21 protein-coding genes are annotated in these 21,697 nt (G+C 64.3%); 18 read left to right on the plus strand and 3 right to left on the minus strand.

Annotation, left to right across the window (positions count from 1 at the left end; translation table 11 throughout):
* The first annotated feature begins 49 nt into the window (after positions 1-49).
* The gene (locus KIT86_RS03395) at positions 50-700 is read left to right on the plus strand and encodes an NUDIX domain-containing protein (protein WP_297395052.1); all 651 of its coding nucleotides are present in this window, start codon (positions 50-52) and stop codon (positions 698-700) included.
* A gap of 225 nt (positions 701-925) precedes the next feature.
* On the opposite strand, the gene KIT86_RS03400 is transcribed toward KIT86_RS03395, so the two are convergent.
* Positions 926-1,147 (minus strand): hypothetical protein, encoded by a 222-nt coding sequence (locus tag KIT86_RS03400; RefSeq protein WP_297395053.1) that lies wholly within the window; start codon positions 1,145-1,147, stop codon positions 926-928.
* On the opposite strand from KIT86_RS03400, the gene KIT86_RS03405 reads away from it, so the two are divergent.
* Positions 1,147-2,184 carry an AraC family transcriptional regulator gene (locus KIT86_RS03405; protein ID WP_297395054.1) on the plus strand — a complete coding sequence of 346 codons (1,038 nt, stop codon included), beginning with the start codon at positions 1,147-1,149 and terminating at the stop codon, positions 2,182-2,184. The genes KIT86_RS03400 and KIT86_RS03405 overlap by 1 nt on opposite strands.
* On the opposite strand, the gene cofC is transcribed toward KIT86_RS03405, so the two are convergent.
* A complete protein-coding gene (cofC, locus tag KIT86_RS03410; RefSeq protein WP_297395055.1) occupies positions 2,090-2,833 on the minus strand; it encodes a 2-phospho-L-lactate guanylyltransferase in 744 nt (247 codons plus the stop codon). The two genes, KIT86_RS03405 and cofC, sit on opposite strands and share 95 nt — an antisense overlap.
* 8 nt (positions 2,834-2,841) lie before the next feature.
* Complete coding sequence (locus tag KIT86_RS03415; RefSeq protein ID WP_297395056.1) at positions 2,842-3,972, minus strand: CaiB/BaiF CoA-transferase family protein; 1,131 nt, start codon at positions 3,970-3,972, stop codon at positions 2,842-2,844.
* A 206-nt stretch (positions 3,973-4,178) separates the two neighbouring features.
* On the opposite strand from KIT86_RS03415, the gene KIT86_RS03420 reads away from it, so the two are divergent.
* The 16 genes from KIT86_RS03420 (at position 4,179) to KIT86_RS03495 (ending at position 21,674) form a co-directional block, all read left to right on the plus strand.
* Positions 4,179-5,333, plus strand: a complete 1,155-nt coding sequence (locus KIT86_RS03420) for an ABC transporter substrate-binding protein (protein WP_297395057.1) — start codon at positions 4,179-4,181, stop codon at positions 5,331-5,333.
* A 14-nt stretch (positions 5,334-5,347) separates the two neighbouring features.
* Positions 5,348-6,220 (plus strand): branched-chain amino acid ABC transporter permease, encoded by an 873-nt coding sequence (locus tag KIT86_RS03425; protein ID WP_297395058.1) that lies wholly within the window; start codon positions 5,348-5,350, stop codon positions 6,218-6,220.
* Positions 6,217-7,176, plus strand: a complete 960-nt coding sequence (locus KIT86_RS03430; RefSeq protein WP_297395060.1) for a branched-chain amino acid ABC transporter permease — start codon at positions 6,217-6,219, stop codon at positions 7,174-7,176. Before KIT86_RS03425 ends, KIT86_RS03430 begins: the two co-directional genes overlap by 4 nt.
* Entirely contained in the window at positions 7,173-7,955 is a 783-nt protein-coding gene (locus KIT86_RS03435; RefSeq protein ID WP_297395062.1) for an ABC transporter ATP-binding protein, read from the plus strand. Before KIT86_RS03430 ends, KIT86_RS03435 begins: the two co-directional genes overlap by 4 nt.
* Positions 7,948-8,688: an ABC transporter ATP-binding protein gene (locus tag KIT86_RS03440; protein WP_297395064.1), complete on the plus strand. Its 741-nt coding sequence runs from the start codon at positions 7,948-7,950 to the stop codon at positions 8,686-8,688. The genes KIT86_RS03435 and KIT86_RS03440 overlap by 8 nt, the downstream gene beginning before the upstream one ends.
* Before the next feature lie 85 nt (positions 8,689-8,773).
* Positions 8,774-10,306, plus strand: a complete 1,533-nt coding sequence (locus KIT86_RS03445) for a 4-hydroxyphenylacetate 3-hydroxylase N-terminal domain-containing protein (RefSeq protein WP_297395065.1) — start codon at positions 8,774-8,776, stop codon at positions 10,304-10,306.
* Positions 10,303-11,619, plus strand: coding sequence for a phenylacetate--CoA ligase PaaK (paaK, locus tag KIT86_RS03450; RefSeq protein ID WP_297395067.1), 1,317 nt, complete (start codon positions 10,303-10,305; stop codon positions 11,617-11,619). Before KIT86_RS03445 ends, paaK begins: the two co-directional genes overlap by 4 nt.
* A gap of 40 nt (positions 11,620-11,659) precedes the next feature.
* The gene (locus KIT86_RS03455) at positions 11,660-12,718 is read left to right on the plus strand and encodes a TIGR03617 family F420-dependent LLM class oxidoreductase (protein ID WP_297395068.1); all 1,059 of its coding nucleotides are present in this window, start codon (positions 11,660-11,662) and stop codon (positions 12,716-12,718) included.
* Positions 12,708-13,916: an acetyl-CoA C-acetyltransferase gene (locus tag KIT86_RS03460; protein WP_297395069.1), complete on the plus strand. Its 1,209-nt coding sequence runs from the start codon at positions 12,708-12,710 to the stop codon at positions 13,914-13,916. Before KIT86_RS03455 ends, KIT86_RS03460 begins: the two co-directional genes overlap by 11 nt.
* A complete protein-coding gene (locus KIT86_RS03465) occupies positions 13,916-14,872 on the plus strand; it encodes an enoyl-CoA hydratase/isomerase family protein (protein ID WP_297395071.1) in 957 nt (318 codons plus the stop codon). The genes KIT86_RS03460 and KIT86_RS03465 overlap by 1 nt, the downstream gene beginning before the upstream one ends.
* Complete coding sequence (gene cofH / locus KIT86_RS03470) at positions 14,869-17,316, plus strand: 5-amino-6-(D-ribitylamino)uracil--L-tyrosine 4-hydroxyphenyl transferase CofH (RefSeq protein ID WP_297395072.1); 2,448 nt, start codon at positions 14,869-14,871, stop codon at positions 17,314-17,316. Before KIT86_RS03465 ends, cofH begins: the two co-directional genes overlap by 4 nt.
* Positions 17,313-17,978 carry an NADPH-dependent F420 reductase gene (gene npdG / locus KIT86_RS03475; RefSeq protein ID WP_297395074.1) on the plus strand — a complete coding sequence of 222 codons (666 nt, stop codon included), beginning with the start codon at positions 17,313-17,315 and terminating at the stop codon, positions 17,976-17,978. Before cofH ends, npdG begins: the two co-directional genes overlap by 4 nt.
* Entirely contained in the window at positions 17,975-18,748 is a 774-nt protein-coding gene (gene cofE / locus KIT86_RS03480; protein WP_297395075.1) for a coenzyme F420-0:L-glutamate ligase, read from the plus strand. The genes npdG and cofE overlap by 4 nt, the downstream gene beginning before the upstream one ends.
* Before the next feature lie 9 nt (positions 18,749-18,757).
* Positions 18,758-19,729 (plus strand): 2-phospho-L-lactate transferase, encoded by a 972-nt coding sequence (gene cofD / locus KIT86_RS03485; protein WP_297395077.1) that lies wholly within the window; start codon positions 18,758-18,760, stop codon positions 19,727-19,729.
* Positions 19,730-19,734: 5 nt separating this feature from the next.
* On the plus strand, positions 19,735-20,916 hold the full coding sequence (locus KIT86_RS03490; protein ID WP_297395078.1) for an acetyl-CoA C-acyltransferase: 1,182 nt from the start codon (positions 19,735-19,737) through the stop codon (positions 20,914-20,916).
* Positions 20,916-21,674 carry a 3-hydroxyacyl-CoA dehydrogenase gene (locus KIT86_RS03495; protein ID WP_297395080.1) on the plus strand — a complete coding sequence of 253 codons (759 nt, stop codon included), beginning with the start codon at positions 20,916-20,918 and terminating at the stop codon, positions 21,672-21,674. The genes KIT86_RS03490 and KIT86_RS03495 overlap by 1 nt, the downstream gene beginning before the upstream one ends.
* The last annotated feature ends 23 nt before the right edge of the window (positions 21,675-21,697 follow it).

Consider the following 21,697-nt stretch of genomic DNA (forward strand, 5'->3'; position numbering starts at 1 on the left):
TGTAGCAAGATAAATGCGAAGTGCAACTAAGTCAAGAAAAAACTACCCAATGCCGTTCGTGCGCGTGGAGCTGGTGGCGCTCTGTGTGATCGAAGATCGCCTGCAAGTGCTGCTGAGCCAACGCGAAGAGGAGCCTTACAAGGGGAAATGGGGTTTGCCTGGTGGCGTCTTGCGAATTGATCTGGACGGCTCACTTGAGGCAGCCGCACAGCGGGTGGCGCAGGAGCGTCTGAACATGCGTCTACCCAACCTGGGCCAGGTGGCCGCGGTGGGAGGCGCAGATCGTGATCCGCGAGCACCTTGGGCCATGAGCGTCGTCTTCCGCAGTTTGGTGCAAGCCGATCTTGAGGCCACGCCGGGAAAGAGGGTGCAGGCGCTGAACTGGCGTCCGGTGAGCGAGTTGTTTTCGGACAACCCACTTGCCTTTGATCATGCCGATCTGGTGCAGCACGCAGTCCGCGCGGTCCAGCGTGAGATCGCCGAAATGCGCTTTCCAATGGGATGGGTGCCCGAGCCCTTCACGTACGGAGAGCTTCAGGCGTTGAGCGAGGCGGTATTGGGCACGTCTCTGGACAAGGTGACGTTTCGACGTCGCATGGATGCCGCAGGCATGGCGTTGCCGTTGGAAGGGCAGATGAGGGCAGCGGGTGCCCATCGGCCTGCGCAGCTGTATCGCTTCACGCCGGAGCCTGCTCTGTAGGCCGCTCGTTGTTCGAGCAGTTGCGTTGCGGATCATTCTTCAAGCGATGCCGTCTCCGGCGAGCACTGCCACGATGTCGCGTGTATCTATCGAAGGCCCCGTCTTTGTGCGAGATCAACCGCGCCTGCATGTCCGGGTGTCGCTCGCACGATCCCCGTGTGGGTGGCAGATGAAGGGTTGCTAATCAGCTGAGCACCCCGGTTTTGCCAGGCGGAGTGTTGAACCTCATCTATCTCTGATCGCATCAGCCGCTTCTACAATTGAATCGGCGAACTTAGTGTTCGGCGAGCACGGTCTCACCAAGGTGAATGCACCTGTGAGCATTCCAGCAATGGAGTGAGCGTGCATGCCCTGGCGTTGATCTGTTGACTCTTCTTGTGGATCGACACAGCCTTGAGCCACCAACAGTTGATACTCTCCTGCTGAACTACCGATTGAGTTTGTCATTGGCCACGATCTCCTCTTACTACTTTCGAGAGTGCATAAAAGGTGCAGCACGAAAAGGTGTTGACACCGACAAGCTGCTTGCAGCTGCTGATGTGCCAAAGTCCTTGCTGGAAGATCCCTACGCACGCGGCGATGTGGATGCCATGGCGCATCTAGTGCAACAACTCTGGTACTCCATGGACGATGAATTCATGGGATTTACCGAGAACCGGGCCAAGGTGGGGCTGTTCGGGTTGATGACGCGATTCATCGTCCCCTGCGAGTCCCTGGGACAGGTGTTGCAAGCTGGCGTAAGGTTCTACAACCTAACCCGAACGGATGTTTTTTTGGGTCTCAGCCATCATGGCGATGAAGCCCGGTTCGAGACCAAATTCTCGCGACCCGATCTGGATCCCAATCACTACTTCCTGGAGTTCTGGATGGTGATCTGGCACAGACTCGCAGGTTGGATCACCGGCGGGCCTTTGCCACTTCGTTGGGCCTCATTCACCTTCAGTTCGCCCCTGGAGTACCAGGAGGAATTCAAGTACCTGTTCCCCTGCGAGCAGCGATTCGAACAAGCAATCAATGGCTTTGCTTTCGACGAAAAGTACCTTCGACTTCCCGTGGTGCGAAGCAAGGCAGAGTTGAAGGCCATGCTCAAAGCCGCCCCGCTGATGTTCATGACCATGCCCTCCAGCGATCTCGGCATCGCCCGAAGGGTTCGAGCCACCATGGTGCCTCGGCAAGGGCAGGCGGTTGACTTCCCGAGCATCGAGACGGTGGCGGCCGCCTTGCACACCACGCCACAAACATTGCGTCGCAAGCTCAATCGTGAGGGCAGCAGTTATGGCGAGATCAAAGAGAACATTCGCCGCGACATTGCGATTCAGCGCGTGCTGAAGGGCAATGCACGGATCGAAGACATTGCCCAGGCTGTGGGCTATGCTGAGACGCGGTCGTTCACTCGCGCTTTTCACCAGTGGACGGGGTACAGCCCCCTGCAGTACCGGCAAAGGTTCCAACAGTCGGCGGGTCGGCACGATATGTTGTCCTAGTGCCGCCCATGCCCCATTGGCACAGCAAGTGGCGGGTTTTGGGGGCCAAGCTGGGCGCTCCACGGCGGGCGATGGCATGCACCGTGTTGAGCGCGCTCAGGTCGTCCACATCCAACGCAAGAGAAGGTATGGGCTCTGTGGTGCAGACCCGGTCGGCCATGGCCGCAGCGTGCTGGTGTCGCTCCAGGCTTTTGGGTCCAAACTGCAGAGGGAAATCCAAAGGGAGGCTGCACATCATGGCGTTCGTTCCTTTGGCGTCGACATCCGGCACCAGAACCAAGGCGTCGCTGTCGCGGTGACGGTCGACCAGGCCCTGCACATCCGAGGCCCTGGCGATAGGAAGGTCGCCATGGAGGATCAATACGCGGCGCACGCCTTCATCGGTCAGCTGAGCGAGAGCAGCGGTCAGCGCCTCATTGAGTCCATGTCGGTGTTCCGGTAAGACGCGGGCACGGCCTTTGAGTTGCTCGGCCAACCCAGATTGTGCCGACACGACCGAGATTCCTGTCAATCCATGGATCTGGAACATCTCTGCCAGAACGTCTTCCAGCATCGCGGCTGCAAGGGCGGCCCGTTGTGTCGAGCTGATATGCGGGGCCAGCCGCGATTTGGCGGCATCAAATCGTTTGACTGGGATGAGGAGATGCACGACTTCACCTAGTCCTGTTGTGCCGCGCGACCAGCGATGAGCGATGAGATCTGATCGTGCGTGAGGCCCACACCTCGGAGAACCTCACGGGTGTGTGTGCCTGGAAGTCCGCCCGGCAAGGGCTTGTCCGCGGGTGTCCTCGCGAAGCGCGGCGCGGGCGATGGCTGGTGCATTCCATTTACCCGCACCACGGTTTTGCGCGCGAGATGGTGGGGGTGGTCGGGCACTTCGGCCAGTGACAGTACAGGCGCAAAGCAACTGTCCGTGCCTTCCAGCGCCGCCGTCCACTCCGCGCGGGTGCGCGACCGAAAGATGTCGGTCAACCGCGTCTTCAGTCGTGCCCAGACGGTGGGATCGTTCTGCGGCTGCCATTCATCCGGATTCAGTCCCAGACGTTGCAGCAGCTCGTCGTAGAACTTGGGCTCCAGCGGGCCCACGGAGATGTGCCGGTGGTCACTCGTCTCGTAGAGCTGGTAGAAAGGTGCGCCGCCGTCCAAGAGGTGGGTGCCGCGTCGATCGCTGAATTCGCCTCGCCCGAGAAAGCCCCAGTACTCGGCCATGAGCAGTGAAGCGCCATCGACCATGGCGGCATCGATCACTTGTCCACGGCCGGAGCGCTGCGCCTCCCAAACACCGGCCATGACGCCAAAGGCGAGCAGCATGCCGCCACCGCCGTAGTCACCTACCAGGTTCAATGGCGGTACGGGCGCCTCTCCCGCCCGTCCGATGGCATGGGCCACACCTGAGAGCGCGATGTAGTTGATGTCGTGGCCGGCTGCCGCCGCCAGCGGTCCTGTTTGTCCCCAGCCGGTCATCCGCCCGTAGACGAGTTTGGGGTTGTGCGCCTGGCAGTCATCCGGGCCGAGTCCCAGTCGTTCCATGACACCAGGGCGGTATGGCTCGATAAGGGCGTCCGCCGTCTCGATCAGGCGAAGGACCGCATCGCGGGCATCGCTGTGCTTCAGATCGAGTGCAACGCGTTTTCGGTTGCGGCAGAGAACATTGTTTTCGTTGTTCGCTGCGCCCGGGCGCTCGATGCGGATCACGCGTGCACCCTGGTCGGCCAACACCATGCCGGCAAACGGCACCGGACCCAGACCTGCAAATTCGATAACGGTCAAGCCGTTCAATGCACCCATTCACATATCTCCTCTTGTAACGGGTCCCATTACAGCGAGCGGTCAAAAGGACGGACAGGTCCGAAACGATCGGGCGAATTCACTGCCAGGAACATCAACGCCACGTTGTTAAAAACGGTCCGAATGACTGTCGCTTTTGGTCCTGTCGTTGTGCGGTGCACTGCTCCTACGATCCGTTCCGCTCAAAACCACACACGGAGACAGACATGAAAATGACCACCTGGCGTTCGCGCACCGTCACGGCCTTTCTGGCATGCACCGCCATGCTCTCAGCCCCCGCCTGGGCGGAGATCAAGATTGGCAGCGTGCTATCGGTCACGGGTCCTTCGGGCTTCCTGGGCACCCCTGAGAAAAAGACGCTCGAGATGTATGTCGAGCGCATCAATGCCAGCGGTGGCATCAAGGGCGAGAAGATCAAGCTGGTCGTCTACGACGATGGCAGCAAGTCGGATCAGGCGCGAACCTTTGCCACGCGTTTGGTGGAGGATGACAAGGTGGTTGCCGTCGTGGGCGGCACATCGACAGGCGCCTCGCTGGCCATGCTGCCGGTGTTCGAGGAAGCCAAGACGCCCTTCATCTCGTTGTCGGGTGGCGTTCAGATCGTCGAGCCGGTGAGGAAGTACACCTTCAAGCCGCCGCAGACCGACATCATGGCGTGCCAGAAGATCTTTGAAGACATGAAGAAGCGTGGCATCTCGCGCATCGCCATGATCTACGGCACCGACGGGTTTGCCATGTCCATGCGGGCCAGCTGCCAGAAGGCGCAAGGCGAGTACGGCGTCAAGATCGAGCACGAAGAGAGTTACGGGCCGGCGGATGCCGACGTCACCCCGCAACTGACCAACATCAAGAAGCTCGCTGGTTTGCAGGCCGTGCTTAGCCCCGGCATTGGCCAAGGCCCGGCCATCGTCACCCGCAACTACCGCCAGGTCGGTCTGACGGTTCCGCTCTACCTCAGCCACGGTGCCGCCACGAACGGCTTCATCGAGCTAGCGGGCAATGCCGCCAACGGTGTCCGCATGCCAGGGCCAGCCCTCTTGGTGGCCAAGGACTTGCTCGACAGCGATCCGCAGAAGAAGGTGTTGATCGACTACACGACCGCCTACCAGGCTTACGCGAAGGAGCCGGTCTCGGCCTTCGGTGGTTACGCCCACGACGGACTCTTCTTGTTGTTGGACGCCATGCAGCGTGCGGGCACCTTCACCGACAAGGATCGAATTCGCGACGAGGTGGAAAAAACGCGCAACTTCATGGGGACGGTCGGACTGATCACGATGTCTCCCACCGACCACCTGGGCATCACGCTGGGGGCGTTCAAGATGCTGGAGATTCAGGGCGGGAAGTGGAAGCTGTTCGAGTGAAGGGCGGGGATGTCATGAGCGAACTGCTGCAGTTCACCCTGTCCGGGCTCACCATGGGGGCGATCTACTCGCTGGTCGCCATCGGCTTCGTTCTCATCTACAACGCGAGCGAGGTGGTGAACTTCGCGCAAGGTGAGTTTGTGATGATTGGTGGCATGGTGGCCGTGTTTGCCTTCAAGGCGGGCATTCCCCTGCCGTGGGCGGTGGCCATGGCCATTGCGGCCGCCACCGTGATTGGTCTGATGCTGTACGCGTTCGCCATCCGGCCGGCGGGTAACGCGTCCATCGTCACTCTGATCATCATCACGATTGGCGCGTCCATTTTTCTGCGTGGTCTGGCGTCGGTGCTCTTCGACAAGAGCATCCATAAACTGCCCGACTTCGTGCCCGGCGGAACCCTGCAGATGGCCGGTGCCACCATACAGGCCCAAAGCCTGCTGGTCCTGTTCGGCGTGGGTCTGATCGTCGGTGGTCTCTGGCTTTTCCTGAGCCGGACTCTGCCCGGCAAGGCCATGCTCGCCACCGCCGCCAGCGCGCTGGCGGCACGGCTGTCGGGGATCAACACGTCCCTGGTGATCGCGTCGAGCTTCGCCGTCTCGGGTGCCATTGGCGCCATTGGCGGAGCCCTGATCACCCCGGTGGCGCTCACCGCCTACGACGTGGGCGCACCCCTCGCGCTCAAGGGCTTCACCGCAGCGGTTCTGGGCGGTCTTGGCCATCCGCTGGGGGCGGTCGTGGGCGGCCTCCTGCTCGGTCTGCTGGAGGCGTTCGGCGCGGGCTTCATCTCATCGCTCTACAAGGACGCGATTGCCTTTGTGGTGTTGCTGCTGGTGCTGATGTTTTTGCCGCGTGGCTTGTTCGCGTCGGCCAAGGTGGATCGCGTATGAAGGCAACCTCGGTTCTACAAAGGCAGCTCGCGCGTTTTCGCGGCGTCGCGTTGCTGGCGCTGGTCATTGCCTTGCTGCCCCTGGTGATCGAAAACGCCTTCTACCTCCGGGTTGCGGCGCTGGTCTTCATTTTCGCCTTTGCCACGCTGGGGCTGAATGTACTGATGGGCTTTGCCGGATTGGTCAGCTTGGGCCACGCAGGCTTCCTGGCGATTGGCGCCTACGCGGTGGCGGTCGGTCCGGCTCACTGGAACATGCCGTCCTGGTTCGCGCTCGTCATGGGCATCGCCGCCGCGTGCGCGTTAGCGTTCGTCATCGGGCGACCGATTCTCAAGCTTAAGGGCCACTACTTCGCGGTGGCGACACTGGGGGTCGGTTTGTTGATATCGATGGTTGTTACCAACGAAGCCCCGCTCACGGGTGGACCGGATGGCATGACGGTGGCGCGTCTGGAGCTGTTCGGCTGGACCCTGCGCGGCACCATGCCGTGGTACTGGATGAGCGGCGGCCTGCTGGTCCTGGCGTGCTGGGGCATCACCAACCTGGTCAACAGTCCGACAGGTCGTGCGTTGCGCTCGATCCACGACAGCGAAGTGGCCGCCGATGTGCTGGGCGTTGACGTGGCCCGCTACAAACTCGCGGCGTTCGTGCTGTCGGCGGGCATGGCGGCTTTCTCAGGCTCCATGCTGGCCCTGTTCGACGGGCACGTGACGCCTGTGTCGGCGGGGTTCCTGCGGTCCGTCGAGTTCGTGACCATGGCTGTACTCGGTGGACTGGGCTCCATCCTCGGCAGCGTGGTGGGAACCGCAGTGCTGGTGGTTTTGCCGCAGGCGCTGGTGGCCTTTCACGACTACGAACACATGATCCTGGGGCTTCTGATGATGCTGTTCATGATCTTCCTGCGATCGGGCATCGTGCCCGCGCTCGCGGCGCGCTGGGGTGGGAGGTCGCTGTGAATCTGTTGACTGTTGAAAACATCGGTGTGGATTTTGGTGGCGTCAAGGCGCTGGATGGCATTTCCCTGCAGGTGCGTCAGGGCGAGGTGTTCTCGCTCATCGGACCGAATGGCGCCGGAAAAACCACGCTCTTCAACGTGATCACCGGTGTCTACACGCCGCAACGTGGACAGGTGCTCTTGCGCAATCAACCCGTTACCGGACTTGCCCCATGGAAGCTTGCGCGCGCCGGGCTGTCCCGGACGTTTCAGAACCTTCAGGTGTTCGGTCGTATGACGGCTCTTGAAAATGTGATGGTGGGACGCCACCGGCACGAGCGAGGCAGTTTCGTCGGACATCTCTTCACCTTGCCCTCGGTGCTCCGGCAAAACGCGCTCACGGCCCGCGAGGCGCAGAAATGTCTCGACCGAGTGGGCCTGTCACACACCGCCGATCTCCTGGCGGCTGGTCTGCCCTACGGTGAGTCGAAGCGCCTGGAAATCGCTCGCGCATTGGCGACCGAACCGACGCTGCTGCTGCTGGACGAACCCGCGGCAGGATGCAATCCCGCCGAGACGGACGCCCTGGCCGACACCATCCGAACCATCGCGGACAGCGGCATCACCGTCGTGCTCATCGAGCACGACATGAAGCTGGTCATGCGCATCTCGGACCGCATCCACGTGCTCAACCAGGGGCGAAGCCTGGCCGAAGGGCGGGGTGAAGACATCATGCGACGGCCGGAAGTCATTGCCGCCTATCTGGGTGAACATGGAAGCAAGGAGGCCCTTCGTGCTTGAAGTCGAAGGCCTGGCCAGCGCGTATGGCCGCATCCAAGTGCTGCATGGCGTGGACTTCCACGTCAAACGCGGCGAAATCGTCACCATCGTCGGCAGCAACGGCGCCGGCAAGACCACCCTGTTGAGGGCATTGTCGGGCGTGCAGCCGGTGCTGGCAGGGCGCATCCGTCTGAAGGGCCAGGTCATCGAATCGATGGCGGCACACCAACGGGTTCGGCGGGGCATGGCGCAGGTGCCGGAAGGCCGCCATGTGTTCGCACCTCTGTCGGTTCACGACAACCTCGTTCTGGGTGGATGGACACGCCCCGCGGCCCGGCGTCAGGAACGCCTGGATTTTGCATACGGTCTGTTCCCCGCTCTCGCGCAGCGGCGCCACCAGATGGCGGGTTCCCTGTCCGGCGGTCAGCAACAGATGCTGGCGATCGGCCGTGCCCTCATGTCGGAACCCGAACTTTTGCTGCTGGACGAGCCATCGATGGGCTTGGCGCCCGTGTTGGTGGATCAGATCTTCGCGCTGCTTCCGACCCTGAAGGCCGCGGGTCTCACGATCCTGCTCGTCGAGCAGAACGCGTACGCCGCGCTCGCGGCCGCCGACCGAGGCTATGTGATGGAGACCGGGCGCATCGTGGCTGGTGGACCGGCTGAGGAGCTGCTGCACGACCCTAGCGTGCGGGAGGCCTACCTGGGCCTGGCCGAAGAGGCGCCACTGCTTGGTGAGCGCGCGGTCGCGTGACATAGATTGACCGAATCCGACCTTATGACATCCGGGCAATGCCGGGATCATCGCTGCACAGCGACGACGAATTGAAGGAGACCCCATGAACGACATCGCGGACACTCGCCACTTTCGTGGCACCGGCCAGGAAGAAACGGCGCAGGAGCGCTGGGCGCGTTTCAAGCCCATCGCCACCGGTGAGGACTATCTGAACAGCCTGCGTGGCCGGAAGATCACCTGCTATCTCTTCGGTGAGAAGGTGCAAGATCCGGTGGACCATCCGATCATCCGGCCGTCCATGAACGCACTGAAGGCCACGTATGACCTGACCATCGCCGACCCGGACCTGGCCAGCGCGCACTCACCGCTGATCAATGCCCGCGTCAACCGCTTTCTGCACATCGTGGAGAGCCCGCAAGACCTGGTGATGAAGAACCGGATGCAACGCCGCATGGGCCAGATCACCGGCACCTGTTTCCAGCGTTGCGCGGGGCTCGACACCATCAGCGTGCTGCACTCGATCACGTACGACATCGATGCCAAGCACGGAACGCCTTACCACCAACGGTACCTGGACTGGCTCAAGCTCGCGCAAGCCAACAACATCATCGTCGGCGCCGGCATGACGGACCCCAAGGGGGACCGCAGCAAGCGTCCGCACGAGCAGGCGGATCCCGACCTGTTCATGCACGTCACTCGTCGAACCGAGCAAGGCCTCTATGTGCGGGGCGCCAAGGCACACATGACCGGCGGCCTGAACTCGCACTGGATCTGCGTGATGCCGACCATGAACCTGGGCGAGAAGGACAAGGACTGGGCAGTGGTCGGCATGGTGCCGGCGGATGCCCCGGGCCTGACCTACATCTATGGCCGCCAGTCCTGCGACACGCGGGCGCTCGAGCAGGGCAGTATCGATCAGGGCAATGCGCAGTTCGGTGGACAGGAGACGCTCGTTGTGTTCGACGACGTGTTCATTCCCTGGGAGCACGTCCTCATGGACGGCGAATACGAATTTGCCCAAGAGATGGTGACGCGGTTCACCGCCTACCACCGGGCCAGCTACGTCTGCAAGACCGGGCTGGGCGATGTGATGGTGGGCGCCGCCGCGGCGGTGGCCGAGTACAACGGTGCCGACGGTGCTTCGCATGTGAAAGACAAGCTGGTGGAGATGACCCATCTGAACGAGACGATCTATTCATCGAGCATCGCCTCGTCTCACGAAGCCCGGCAGCTTCCCTCGGGCATCTTCATGAACGACGCTATGCTGGCCAACGTCTGCAAGCACAACGTCACCCGGTTTCCGTACGAGATTGCCCGGCTTGCCCAGGATCTCGCGGGTGGCCTGATGGTGACCCTGCCGTCGCAGAGCGATTTCGAGCACGAGATCGCCGGACCGCTCCTGGAAAAGTACTTCAAGGGGCGCGCCGAGGTGCCCGTGGAGTACCGCGTGCGTATGTTGCGGCTGATCGAGAACATGACCCTGGGTCGCAACGCGGTGGGTTACCTGACGGAATCCATGCACGGTGCGGGATCACCCCAGGCCCAGCGCATCCAGATCCTCCGTGGCATGGACGTCGAGCGCAAGAAGGACTACGCCAGGAAGCTCGCCGCCATTCCGGTCAAGGTGGTTTCATGAGTGCGGTCCTGGATACCGAGATGCCTTCGGTGCGGCCGGATGGGTTGGAGCCGATCGAAACCGCCAGCGTCGATGAGCTTCGTGCCTTGCAACTGGAGCGGCTGAAGAAGTCGTTGCGCCATGCCTACGACCACATGGAGCCCTACCGCCTCAAGTGCGAGGCACTGGGTGTGCACCCCGACGACCTTCACCAACTGAGCGATCTGTCGAAGTTCCCGTTCACCACCAAGCAGGACTTCCGGGAGCACTACCCGTTTGGCATGTTCGCGGTGCCCATGGATCGTGTCTCGCGCATCCATGCTTCCAGCGGGACCACCGGCAAGCCGGTGGTGGTGGGCTACACCGCACGCGACATCGACACCTGGGCGAATCTGGTGGCGAGAACCTTGCGCGCGGCGGGCGCGCGCCGCGGTGACAAGGTGCATGTGGCCTATGGCTACGGCCTCTTCACCGGCGGCCTCGGGTCGCACTACGGCGCCGAGCGGCTGGGGTGCACGGTCATCCCGATGTCGGGGGGGCAGACCGAGAAGCAGGTCCAGATGATCTGCGACTTCGATCCGGACCTGATCATGGTCACGCCGTCCTATCTTCTGAACATTGCCGACGCCATGGAGCGCAAGGGCATTGACCCCGCAACACTGTCGCTGCGCGCGGCCGTGGTAGGCGCAGAGCCGTGGACGGAATCCATGCGCCAGGAGATCAACCGCCGGATGGACCTGCGCGCGCTCGACACCTATGGCCTGTCGGAAATCATCGGTCCGGGTGTCGCGCAGGAGTGCATCGAAACGGAGGATGGGCCGACGCTCTGGGAAGACCACTTCTACCCCGAAGTCATCGACCCCGAAACCGGTGAGGTGCTGCCCGAAGGCGCCGAAGGGGAGCTGGTGCTGACCTGCCTCACCAAGGAAGCCCTGCCGACGATGCGCTACCGCACGCGCGATCTCACGCGCCTGCTGCCCGGCACCGCCCGGACCATGCGCCGCCTGGGCAAGGTGATGGCGCGCTCCGACGACATGCTGATCATTCGCGGCGTCAACGTCTTCCCCTCGCAGATCGAGGAGCAACTGCTGATGGTGCCCCAGCTGGCGCCGCACTTCCTGATCGAGGTGACGCGGCAAGGCTCCCTGGACCAGGTCAAGGTCCGGGTCGAGCCGCGCGCGCCGGGTGACGCTGCGTCGGCCGGTGCCCAATTGGCTGGTCTGGTCAAGACCTTCATCGGCATCTCGATCCAGGTCGAGGTGCTCGAACCTGGGCAGGTGCCGCGCTCGGAAGGCAAGGCGGTGCGCGTGGTCGATCGCCGTCCCAAGGTTTGAACCGTTCTTTTCCCTCATACATACAACAAGGAATACCTTCATGAAAATCGAGACGCTGTTGCCACTGGGCAAGGTCGATCCGGGTTTGCGCCAGCCGGAGAAAGCGCTGGAGATCGCCCAGGTCGCCGCTGATGCCAAGATCGTCGAAGACCTCGGCTACGACGCGCTGATGGTGGAAGAGACCAAGGTTGATCCTTTCATCGTCATGGCCCTGGCCGCACAGGCGACCACGAAGCTCGGCCTTGGCACGGCCGTGGCCATCGCCTTCCCGCGCAGCCCGACCGTGACGGCCATGAGCGCCTGGACGCTCTCCAAGCTCTCCGGTGGGCGCTTCACGCTCGGTCTCGGGACCCAGGTCAAGGGCCACATCGAGCGCCGTTACGGCATGAACTGGTCGGCCGCGGGCCCCTGGATTCGCGAGTACGTGAGCGCCGTGCGCGCCATCTGGGACTGCTGGCAGAACGGCACCGAGCTGGACATCAAGGGCGAGCACTACAACATCAACCTGATGGTGCCGCTGTTCAATCCCGGCCCCATCGAGCACCCGCACATTCCGATCCACCTCGCGGCGGTGAACACCGTTCTGTGCCAGGTGGCGGGCGAGGTCGCCGACGGCATCCGTCCGCACCCGGTCTGCTCGGCGGAGTACATCGAGAAGGTGATGCTGCCCGCCGTGCGCGAGGGCGCCGAGAAATCCGGTCGGGATCTCAAGGATTTCAAGGTCTCCATCAAGCCGCTTATTGCCACGGCGGCCGATGAGGAGGCGTTGCAGAAAAAGATCGTCGATGTGCGCGCGCGCGTGGCCTTCTATGCCTCGACGCCCGCCTACGCGGCCGCCTTCGAGTTCCATGGGCTGTCCGACCTGGCATCCCGCTTGAAGATCCTCTCCAAAGAGCAGCGCTGGGAAGAGATGCCGGCCTTCATCGACGACGACGTACTCGACCTGTTTGCCACCGTTGGCACCTTCGATGTCATCGGCAAGAAGCTGGTCGATCGGTACGGCAAGGTGGCCACCAATGCGGAATTCAGCATCCCCATTGCGAACGAGCAAGACATGGAAACGATGCGTGACCTGATCCGGAAGATCCATGCCAGCTGAATCCGCACTCATCTACGACACCATTCGAACGCCCCGTGGCAAAGGGCGGCGCGATGGTGCGCTGCACGAATTCAAGCCGGTCAACATCCTGACCGGCTTGCTGCGCACGGTGCGCGAGCGCAACGGCCTGGGGGCCAATGCGGTCGGCGATGTCGTGATGGGGGTCGTGAATCCGCTCGGCGAACAAGGCAGCGTGGTGGCCAAGACGGCCGCTCAACTGGCCGGACTGGGGCAGGATGTCTGCGGTTTGCAGGTCAACCGCTTTTGTGCCTCGGGGTTGGAGGCGATCGCCATCGCCGCCGACCGCGCTGTCGCAGGACATCACGACCTGACCATCGCTGGGGGCGTCGAGTCCATGTCGCGGGTCCCCATGGGCAGCGATGGCGGGCCGTGGCTGGAAGACCCGGAGACCGCCTTCGCAACGCACTTCGTCCCGCAGGGCATTTCGGCGGATCTCATCGCCTCCCTAGGCGGGTACTCCCGTCAGCAGGTCGACGCCTACGCGATGCAATCGCACGAAAGGGCCAGCCGGGCCTGGCGCGAGGCGGCCTTCACCTCGATCGTGCCGTTCCACGACGCCGTTGGCTTGCCGGTGCTGTCCCGCGACGAGTTGGTGCGCGAGCGCGTCGACCCGTCGGCGATGGCCGGGCTGACCCCTTCCTTTGCCGCTCAGGGTGCGGTGGGATTCGACGACATCGCGCTGTCGCGGTATCCGAGCTTGCGGCGCGTGGACCACGTTCACACCCCGGGCAACTCGTCGGGCATCGCCGATGGCGCCAGCGCCGTGCTGATCGGGTCCGCCGAGGCCGGGCGCCGTCATGGTCTGAAACCACGCGCCCGCATCGTGGCGACCGCACTGGCCGGGACGGACCCGACGCTCATGCTGACGGGGCCGGGTCCCGCGACCCAGAAGCTGCTGCGGCTGACGGGCCTTGCCCCCGAAGACATCGACCTGTACGAAGTCAACGAGGCGTTCGCGGCGGTTGTCCTTCGCTTCATGGAGGACCTTGGTGTTTCGGACGACCGGGTCAACGTCAATGGCGGCGCCATCGCCATGGGACACCCGCTCGGCGCGACCGGCGGCATGCTGCTGGGAACCCTGCTGGACGAACTTGAACGCCGCGACGCGAAGCGCGGCATCGTGACCCTGTGCGCCGGTGGCGGCATGGGCATTGCCACCTTGATCGAGCGCATCTGATGGACACCTCTACCAAGACCCTTCCCGGTTGGCAATTCAACCGCGACAACGACGGCATTGTGGTCGCCGCCCTGGATCTTCCCGGGAAGGTGAACATCATGAACGACGACTTCATCGACGCGATGGAATGTCTCCTGTCGGAGCTGGAGGCCTCCCGCGATTACGCAGGGGTGGTGCTGACCTCCGCCAAGCCGGTCTTCCTGGCGGGGGGGGATCTCAAGCGCATGGTTCGCTCCGCGCCCGGGCAGGAGTCGGCGCTGTTCGACTACTTTCAACAACTCAAGTCCTACCTGCGTCGGCTGGAGCGTTTGAACCGGCCGGTCGTGGCGGCCATCAATGGCTCCGCCCTGGGTGGAGGCTACGAAACCTGTCTGGCCTGCCACCACCGTATCGCGCTGCGAGAGCCGCGCCTGCGCCTGGGTCTGCCGGAAATCGAGTTCGGCATCCTGGCGGGCGCCGGCGGTGTGGTGCGCCTGACGCGTCTTCTGGGTTTCGAGCGTGCAACACCCTATCTCACGCAGGGCACGCTGGAGGACGTGATGGGGGCGTTGGAGCATGGCTTGGTGGACGATCTGGCGGACGACGCGCAACAGCTGCTGGAGAAATCGAAGGCCTGGATCCGCGCCAACCCCCAGGCACGCCAGCCCTGGGACAAGCCCGACAACGCCACGCCGGCGCACCGCTTGTCCGCCAACCAACGCAGGGCGCTGATGCTGGAGCCCGCGCGGCTTTCGCGTCTCATGGCCGGACATCCCGCCGCCTTTGCCGCGCAGCGCAACATGGCGCTGGCCGCCGAGAGCCTGAACATGGATTTCGACGCCGCACTTCGGTACGAAACGCGGGTGCTCATCGAGTTGCTGCGCACCGACCACGCGCGGGAACGCATGCAGGAGTTCCTTGACCGAAAATCACCCCGGAAGGCGCAGCCCTCCGAGGCCGAACGGAGCGCAGCATGAACACGACCTCGTCCTTTGTGTTTCCACGACCAAAGGACCGCGAACTGAAACGGGAGCTGTTGCAAGCGGACCTCCCCTCGCTGATGGCGTTGTCGAGAAAGCTGCGCGATGCGCACCACGGAGACACGCTGACGTATTCCCGCAAGGTGTTCATTCCGCTCACACAGCTGTGCCGGGACGTGTGCCACTACTGCACCTTCTCCCGACCGCCGAAGGCAGACCGCCGCGCGTACCTGACGCCGGATGAGGTGCTGTCCATTGCGCGCGGTGGCGACCGGGCCCATTGCAAGGAAGCGCTCTTCACCCTGGGCGACCGCCCCGAACACCGATGGGACATCGCGCGGCAGGCATTGGCCGAACTCGGTCATGCCACCACGGTGGACTACCTGCACGCGAGCGCCGCCCTGGTGCTGGAGCAAACGGGCTTGCTGCCGCACCTGAATGCCGGCGTGCTGACGATCGACGAAATGCGCCGGCTCCGGGAGGTGTCGGTCTCGATGGGGCTCATGCTGGAGAGCGGATCGCCGCGGCTCATGCAGCCCGGTCTGCCCCACCACGGCTCGCCTGACAAGGACCCGGCGGTGCGGCTGGCCATGATCGATCAGGCCGGCGCGCTGCGCATTCCCTTCACCAGCGGCATCCTCATCGGTATCGGCGAAACGCGCGAGGAACGCATCGATTCCCTGCTGTCGCTCAACGAGCTGCACCAGCGGCATGGCCATCTGCAGGAGGTGATCGTGCAGAATTTCCGGGCCAAGCCTGGAACGCCCATGGCCAACGCGCCCGAGCCCGACCTGGAGGAACTGCTGTGGACCTTGTCGGTGGCCCGCATCGTCTTCGGCCCGCGCATGAACATCCAGGCGCCGCCCAACCTCACGCCGCACGAGTACCAGCGTCTGATCGACGCCGGCATTAACGACTGGGGCGGCATTTCGCCGGTCACGCGCGACCATGTGAACCCCGAGGCTGCGTGGCCCCAGATCCAGGTGTTGGAGCAGCGCTGCGCTCAGGCGGGCAAGGTGCTGTCCGAGCGCCTGGCGATTTATCCCGAGTGGGCACGCGACGCCGGCCGCTGGGTCGATGAAAAGCTCGCGCCGCGCGTGCGACAGGCCACGGATTCCAGAGGTGCTCCGCGCGAGGGGCAGTGGGTCAGCGGTGTCTCGGTGGGGGTGGAGGAAGACTTCGAGTTTCCCCCGGCCGCGCACGTCGCCGGACGCAGCGACGATCTGAAAGTCGCGCGCCTGCTGGACCGGTGCTGGGCAGGACACCGCCTGCCGGTGGAGGCCGTGGAAACGCTGTTCAATGCCAGCGGCGCGGCGTTGGCGCGCGTGCTGCATAGCGCGGACCGGCTTCGGCACGAGGCTGTGGGCTCCGACGTTCGCTACGTCGTGAACCGCAACATCAATTACACCAATGTGTGCACACACAAGTGTGGCTTCTGTGCCTTCTCTAAGGGGAAGGGCGCCGACCATCTTCGTGGAAAGCCCTACAACCTGGACGAGCTGGAAATCCGGCGGCGTGTGGCAGAGGCCTGGGAGCGTGGTGCCACCGAGGTCTGCATGCAGGGTGGCATCCATCCGGACTACACGGGCGACACCTATCTCGACATCGTGCGCATGGTGAAGGCCGAGCAAGGCGCCATGCACGTGCACGCCTTCTCGCCGCTGGAGGTGACCCATGGCGCCCAGAGCCTGGGCATGCCGCTGAGAAGCTACCTTCGGTTGCTGAAGCAGGCGGGTCTTGGCACCTTGCCCGGCACGGCGGCGGAAATCCTGGACGATGGCGTGCGCGCGCTCATTTGCCCTGGCAAGTTGAGCACCACGCAATGGCTCGACGTGATGCGCGCCGCCCACGCTGAAGGCATCCGAAGCACCTGCACCATCATGTTCGGGCACCTGGAGAGTCCCGTTCATTGGGCGCGGCACCTTCTCGCCTTGCGCGACCTGCAACAGGAAACCGGCGGGTTCACCGAGTTCGTCCCCTTGCCCTTCGTGCCCAACGAGGCACCGATGTTCCTGCGCGGACAAGCGCGCCGAGGCCCGACCGCGCGCGAGGTGGTGTTGATGCATGCCGTGGCCCGTCTGGTGCTGCATCCGCTGATCCAGAACATCCAGGTCTCGTGGGTCAAGTTGGGCACCACCGGCGTTCGGGCCTGCCTGGCCGCCGGTGCGAACGACCTGGGCGGCACGCTCATGAACGAGAGCATTTCACGGGCGGCCGGCGCTTGTCATGGCCAGGAGCTGGGTCCCGCGCAAATGGATGCGTTGATCCGTGACAGCGGACGGGATCCACGCCAGCGCACCACGCTCTACGGTCCGGCGCCGATCGATCAACGCGCCCGTTCCTATGAAGCGCCGGAGCTGACCCCTTTGGTGCAAACCCCCGTGATTTTTGAAAAGACGCGGCGCGATCGTGCCGCGCGCATGCAGGAGACCTCAGAATGAACCATCCCCTCACCATTGCCGTCCTGGGCGGTACCGGCGCCGAAGGATCTGGGCTCGCCTACCGTTGGTCGCGCGCTGGCCACGCGGTGGTCATCGGCTCGCGCGACGCCGACAAGGCGCGCGCCAGTGCGGCAGAACTGAACACCCTGGCGGGCGCCAGTGGCATCCAGGGCATGTCGAACGAGGAGGCTGTGCTGGCGGCGAACATCGCGGTGCTCACCGTTCCCTATGCCGCGCAGCGTCCGACCGTGCTGCCGCTTCGCGAAGCGCTGCGCGGGAAGATTCTGGTGGATGTCACCGTCCCCTTGAAACCACCCAAGGTCGACCATGTGGCATTGCCGGAAGGCGGTTCCGCTGTCGCCGCCTTGCAGGTCGAACTGGGGCAGGAAGTGCGCGTCGTGGCGGGCTTTCAGAACGTGTCGGCGCACCACCTCAAGGACCCGACCCACGTAGTGGACTGCGATGTTTTGATCTGCGGGGATGACCGCGACGCCTGTGACGAGGTGGTAGCGCTCGCCTCGAGTGCGGGGCTGCGAGCCATCCACGCCGGCCCGGTGGCCAATGCCGCGGCGGCCGAGGCACTCACCTCGCTGCTGATCTTCATCAACAAACGCTACAAGGTCAAAGGCGCCGGCGTGCGCATCACCGGGTTGCCCGAATGAACGGTTCAGCCAGGCTGCATCTGGTCGCACCCCAGGGTTTGCCAGAGGTCCGCGAGGGCGACGACCTGGTGGAACTGGTCCTGCACGCCTGCAGGGAGGTCGCCTGGTCCTGGTGTCCGGGAGACTGTGTGGTGCTGGCTCAGAAGGTGGTGTCCAAGGCCGAAGGGCGGCGTGTGGCGCTGGGCTCGGTGACGCCCTCGCCGCCAGCGCTCGAACTCGCGGGCACCACCGGAAAGGACCCGCGTCTGCTGGAGCTGGTGCTGCGCGAATCGGTGCGGGTGGTTCGCGCGGTGCGCGGCCTGGTCATCACGCAACACCGGCTCGGCCATGTGTTCGCGAACGCCGGTGTTGACCAATCGAATGTGCCTTCCGAAGCGGGCGACGAGTGCGCGCTGCTGTTGCCCCAAGACCCGGACGCGAGCGCCAGAGCGATCGCCGACGGGTTGCGGGAACGCCTTGGATTCGACGTGTCGGTGCTGATCGTGGACAGTTTCGGCCGGCCGTGGCGCGAGGGCGTGTGCGGCACCGCCATCGGCGTCTACGGGTTGCCGGCGGTGATCGACCGGCGCGGAAAGACCGACCGGGAGGGGCGACCGCTGCAGGTCACGCTGGTGGCGCACGCAGACGAGGTGGCCGCGGCCGCCTCGCTGTTGATGGGGCAGGCCGATGAAGGCCGGCCACTGGTGTTGATCCGCGGGCTGCCGTTCGATGGCGAGGCTGCCGGCATCGGCGCGCTTCACAGAACGTCGGCGCAAGACCTTTTTCGTTGAGGTGAAAAGATGATCGTGGTGTTGTCGGGGGGCGTCGGCGGAGCGCGTCTGTGTGCGGGGCTGGTGCAGGTTCTCACCCCGGAGGAGGTGCTCGTGGTGGTGAACACCGGCGATGATTTCGACCATTGGGGGCTTCGCATCTGCCCGGATCTGGACACGGTGATGTACACCCTGTCCCGCCGTGTTGATGAATCACAGGGCTGGGGCATTGCCGGAGACACCTGGAATGCGTTGACCTCCATGGGGCGGCTGGGCGGGGAATCCTGGTTCCGCCTGGGCGACCACGACCTTGCCACGCACCTGAAGCGCACGGCGGGACTGGCGGCTGGCCGGAGCCTGAGTGAAGTGACGCGCGAACTCTTCCTCGCGCACGGCCTGGCGCACCCGGTGGTTCCCGTCACCGATGCGCCCCACCGGACGCAGGTGCAGACGGACCGGGGCCTTCTGGATTTTCAAGACTACTTTGTCCGTCAACGCGGCGAGCCGCCGTGTTTGGGCGTGAGCTTTGGCGACGGCGAGCCGCCGGAACCTTCGAAGGCCTTGGCCATGGCCATGAAGCGGGACGACATTGAAGCGGTGCTGGTCTGCCCTTCCAATCCCGTGCTGAGCATTCAGCCGCTGCTGGCGGTGCGTGGTGTTCGTGAGTGGCTGCGCGCGCGGCGCTTTCCGGTGCTGGCGGTCTCCCCTTTCATCGGGGGCACGGCTGTCAAAGGGCCGGCCGCGCGCATCTTTTCCCATCTGGGCCTGGAGCCGACGGTGACGGGGCTCTGCGACTGGTACGGACCGCTGGTGGACGGCTGGCTGGTGGACCCCCAGGACTTCGGGCTTCCCGTGCCCCCCGGTGTGTCGCTGAGGTCGCACCACATCCGTCTCGACACCGCCTTGCGCAGGCGCGAGGTGGCCGAGGCGCTGCTCGCCTGGCTGTCCGACATCCGCGCCGGCCATGCGCCTGTTTCCTTTTCTTCTTCTTTCAAAGGTTGAGATTCATGACAGATCCCATCGTCATCGTCGGCGCCGCGCGCACCCCCATGGGCGCTTTCCAGAGCGACTTTGCCAGCCTCTCGGCGCACGACCTCGGGGGCGCGGCCATCCAGGCGGCGGTGCAGCGTGCCGGCGTGGACCCGGCCCAGGTGGACGAAGTGCTGTTCGGCAACTGCCTGATGGCCGGCCAGGGCCAGGCGCCGGCGCGCCAGGCCGCGTTCAAGGGCGGCCTGCCGAAGTCGGCCGGCGCGGTCACGCTGTCCAAGATGTGCGGCTCGGGCATGAAGGCCACCATGCTGGCGCACGACATGCTCGCCGCCGGCAGCGCCAAGGTGATGGTCGCGGGCGGCATGGAAAGCATGACCAACGCGCCGTACCTCCTGCAAAAGGGCCGGGGTGGCTACCGCATGGGCCACGACAAGGTGTACGACCACATGATGCTCGACGGCCTGGAAGACGCCTACGAGCCTGGCCGCTCCATGGGCACCTTCGGTGAGGACTGCGCCGCCAAGTACAGCTTCACCCGCGAGCAGCAGGATGCCTTCGCCATCGCATCGGTCACCCGCGCCAAGGCCGCCACCGACAGCGGCGCCTTCGCCGCCGAAATCACGCCGGTCACGGTGAAGGACCGCAGCGGCGAACGCGTGGTCTCCACCGACGAAGGCCCGGGCAAGGTCAAGCTCGACAAGATCCCCGCGCTCAAGCCCGCGTTCAAGAAGGATGGCACCATCACCGCCGCCTCCAGCTCGTCCATCAACGACGGCGCCGCCGCGCTGGTGCTGATGCGCGAATCGACCGCGAAGCAGCTCGGCGCGAAGCCGCTGGCGCGCATCGTGGGCCACGCCACGCATGCGCAGGAGCCCAACTGGTTCGCCACCGCCCCGGTGGGCGCCACGCAGAAGCTGCTGGAGAAAACCGGCTGGCAGGTTGGCGACGTCGACCTGTGGGAAATCAACGAAGCCTTCGCCGTGGTGCCGATGGCGCTCATGACCGAGCTGAAGATCCCGCACGAGAAGGTCAACGTCAACGGCGGCGCCTGCGCGCTGGGCCACCCCATCGGTGCCAGCGGTGCGCGCATCCTGGTCACGCTGCTGCACGCTCTGCAGGCGCGCGGCGGCAAGAAGGGCGTGGCCACGCTCTGTATCGGTGGCGGTGAAGCCACGGCAATGGCACTGGAGATCAACTGATGGACATCAATGGCAAGAGTTTTATCGTCACGGGCGCGGCGTCCGGCCTCGGCGAGGGCACGGCGCGCATGCTGGCGGCCCAAGGCGGCAAGGTGGTGGTCGCCGACATGCAGACGGACCTGGGTGAGCAGGTGGCGCGCGAGATCGGCGGGGCCTTCGTTCGTTGCGACGTGAGCCAGGAGGCCGACGTGCAAGCAGTGGTGGCCCGTGCGGTTGGCCTCGGCAAGCTGATGGGCGTCGTGAACTGCGCGGGCATTGCGCCGGCGGCAAAGACCGTTGGCAAGAACGGGCCGCACGACCTTGGCCTGTACACCAAGGTGGTCATGGTCAACCTGGTCGGCACCTTCAACGTGATCCGCCTCACGGCCGAGGCCATGGTGAAGAACGAGCCCGAGCGCAATGGCGAACGCGGCTGCATTGTGTCCACGGCGTCCGTGGCAGCTTACGACGGGCAGATCGGGCAGGCGGCCTACAGCGCGTCCAAATCGGGCGTGGTCGGAATGACCCTGCCCATTGCCCGTGAGCTGGCGCGGCATGGTATCCGCAACATGACGGTGGCACCCGGCATCTTCGGCACGCCGATGCTGTTCTCGATGCCGCAGGACGTGCAGAACGCCCTGGCGGCCACCGTGCCCTTCCCCTCGCGCCTGGGCAAGCCGGAAGACTTCGCGCGGCTAACCCAGCACATCCTGGAAAACGACATGTTGAACGGTGAGGTGATTCGCCTGGATGGCGCGATCCGGATGCCTCCGGCGTAACGGCGGTCGGGGCCGCAGCGCCC

Origin of the sequence: Hydrogenophaga sp., assembly GCF_026125825.1 — a bacterium.
In the GTDB taxonomy this organism is placed as follows: Bacteria; Pseudomonadota; Gammaproteobacteria; order Burkholderiales; family Burkholderiaceae_C; genus Hydrogenophaga.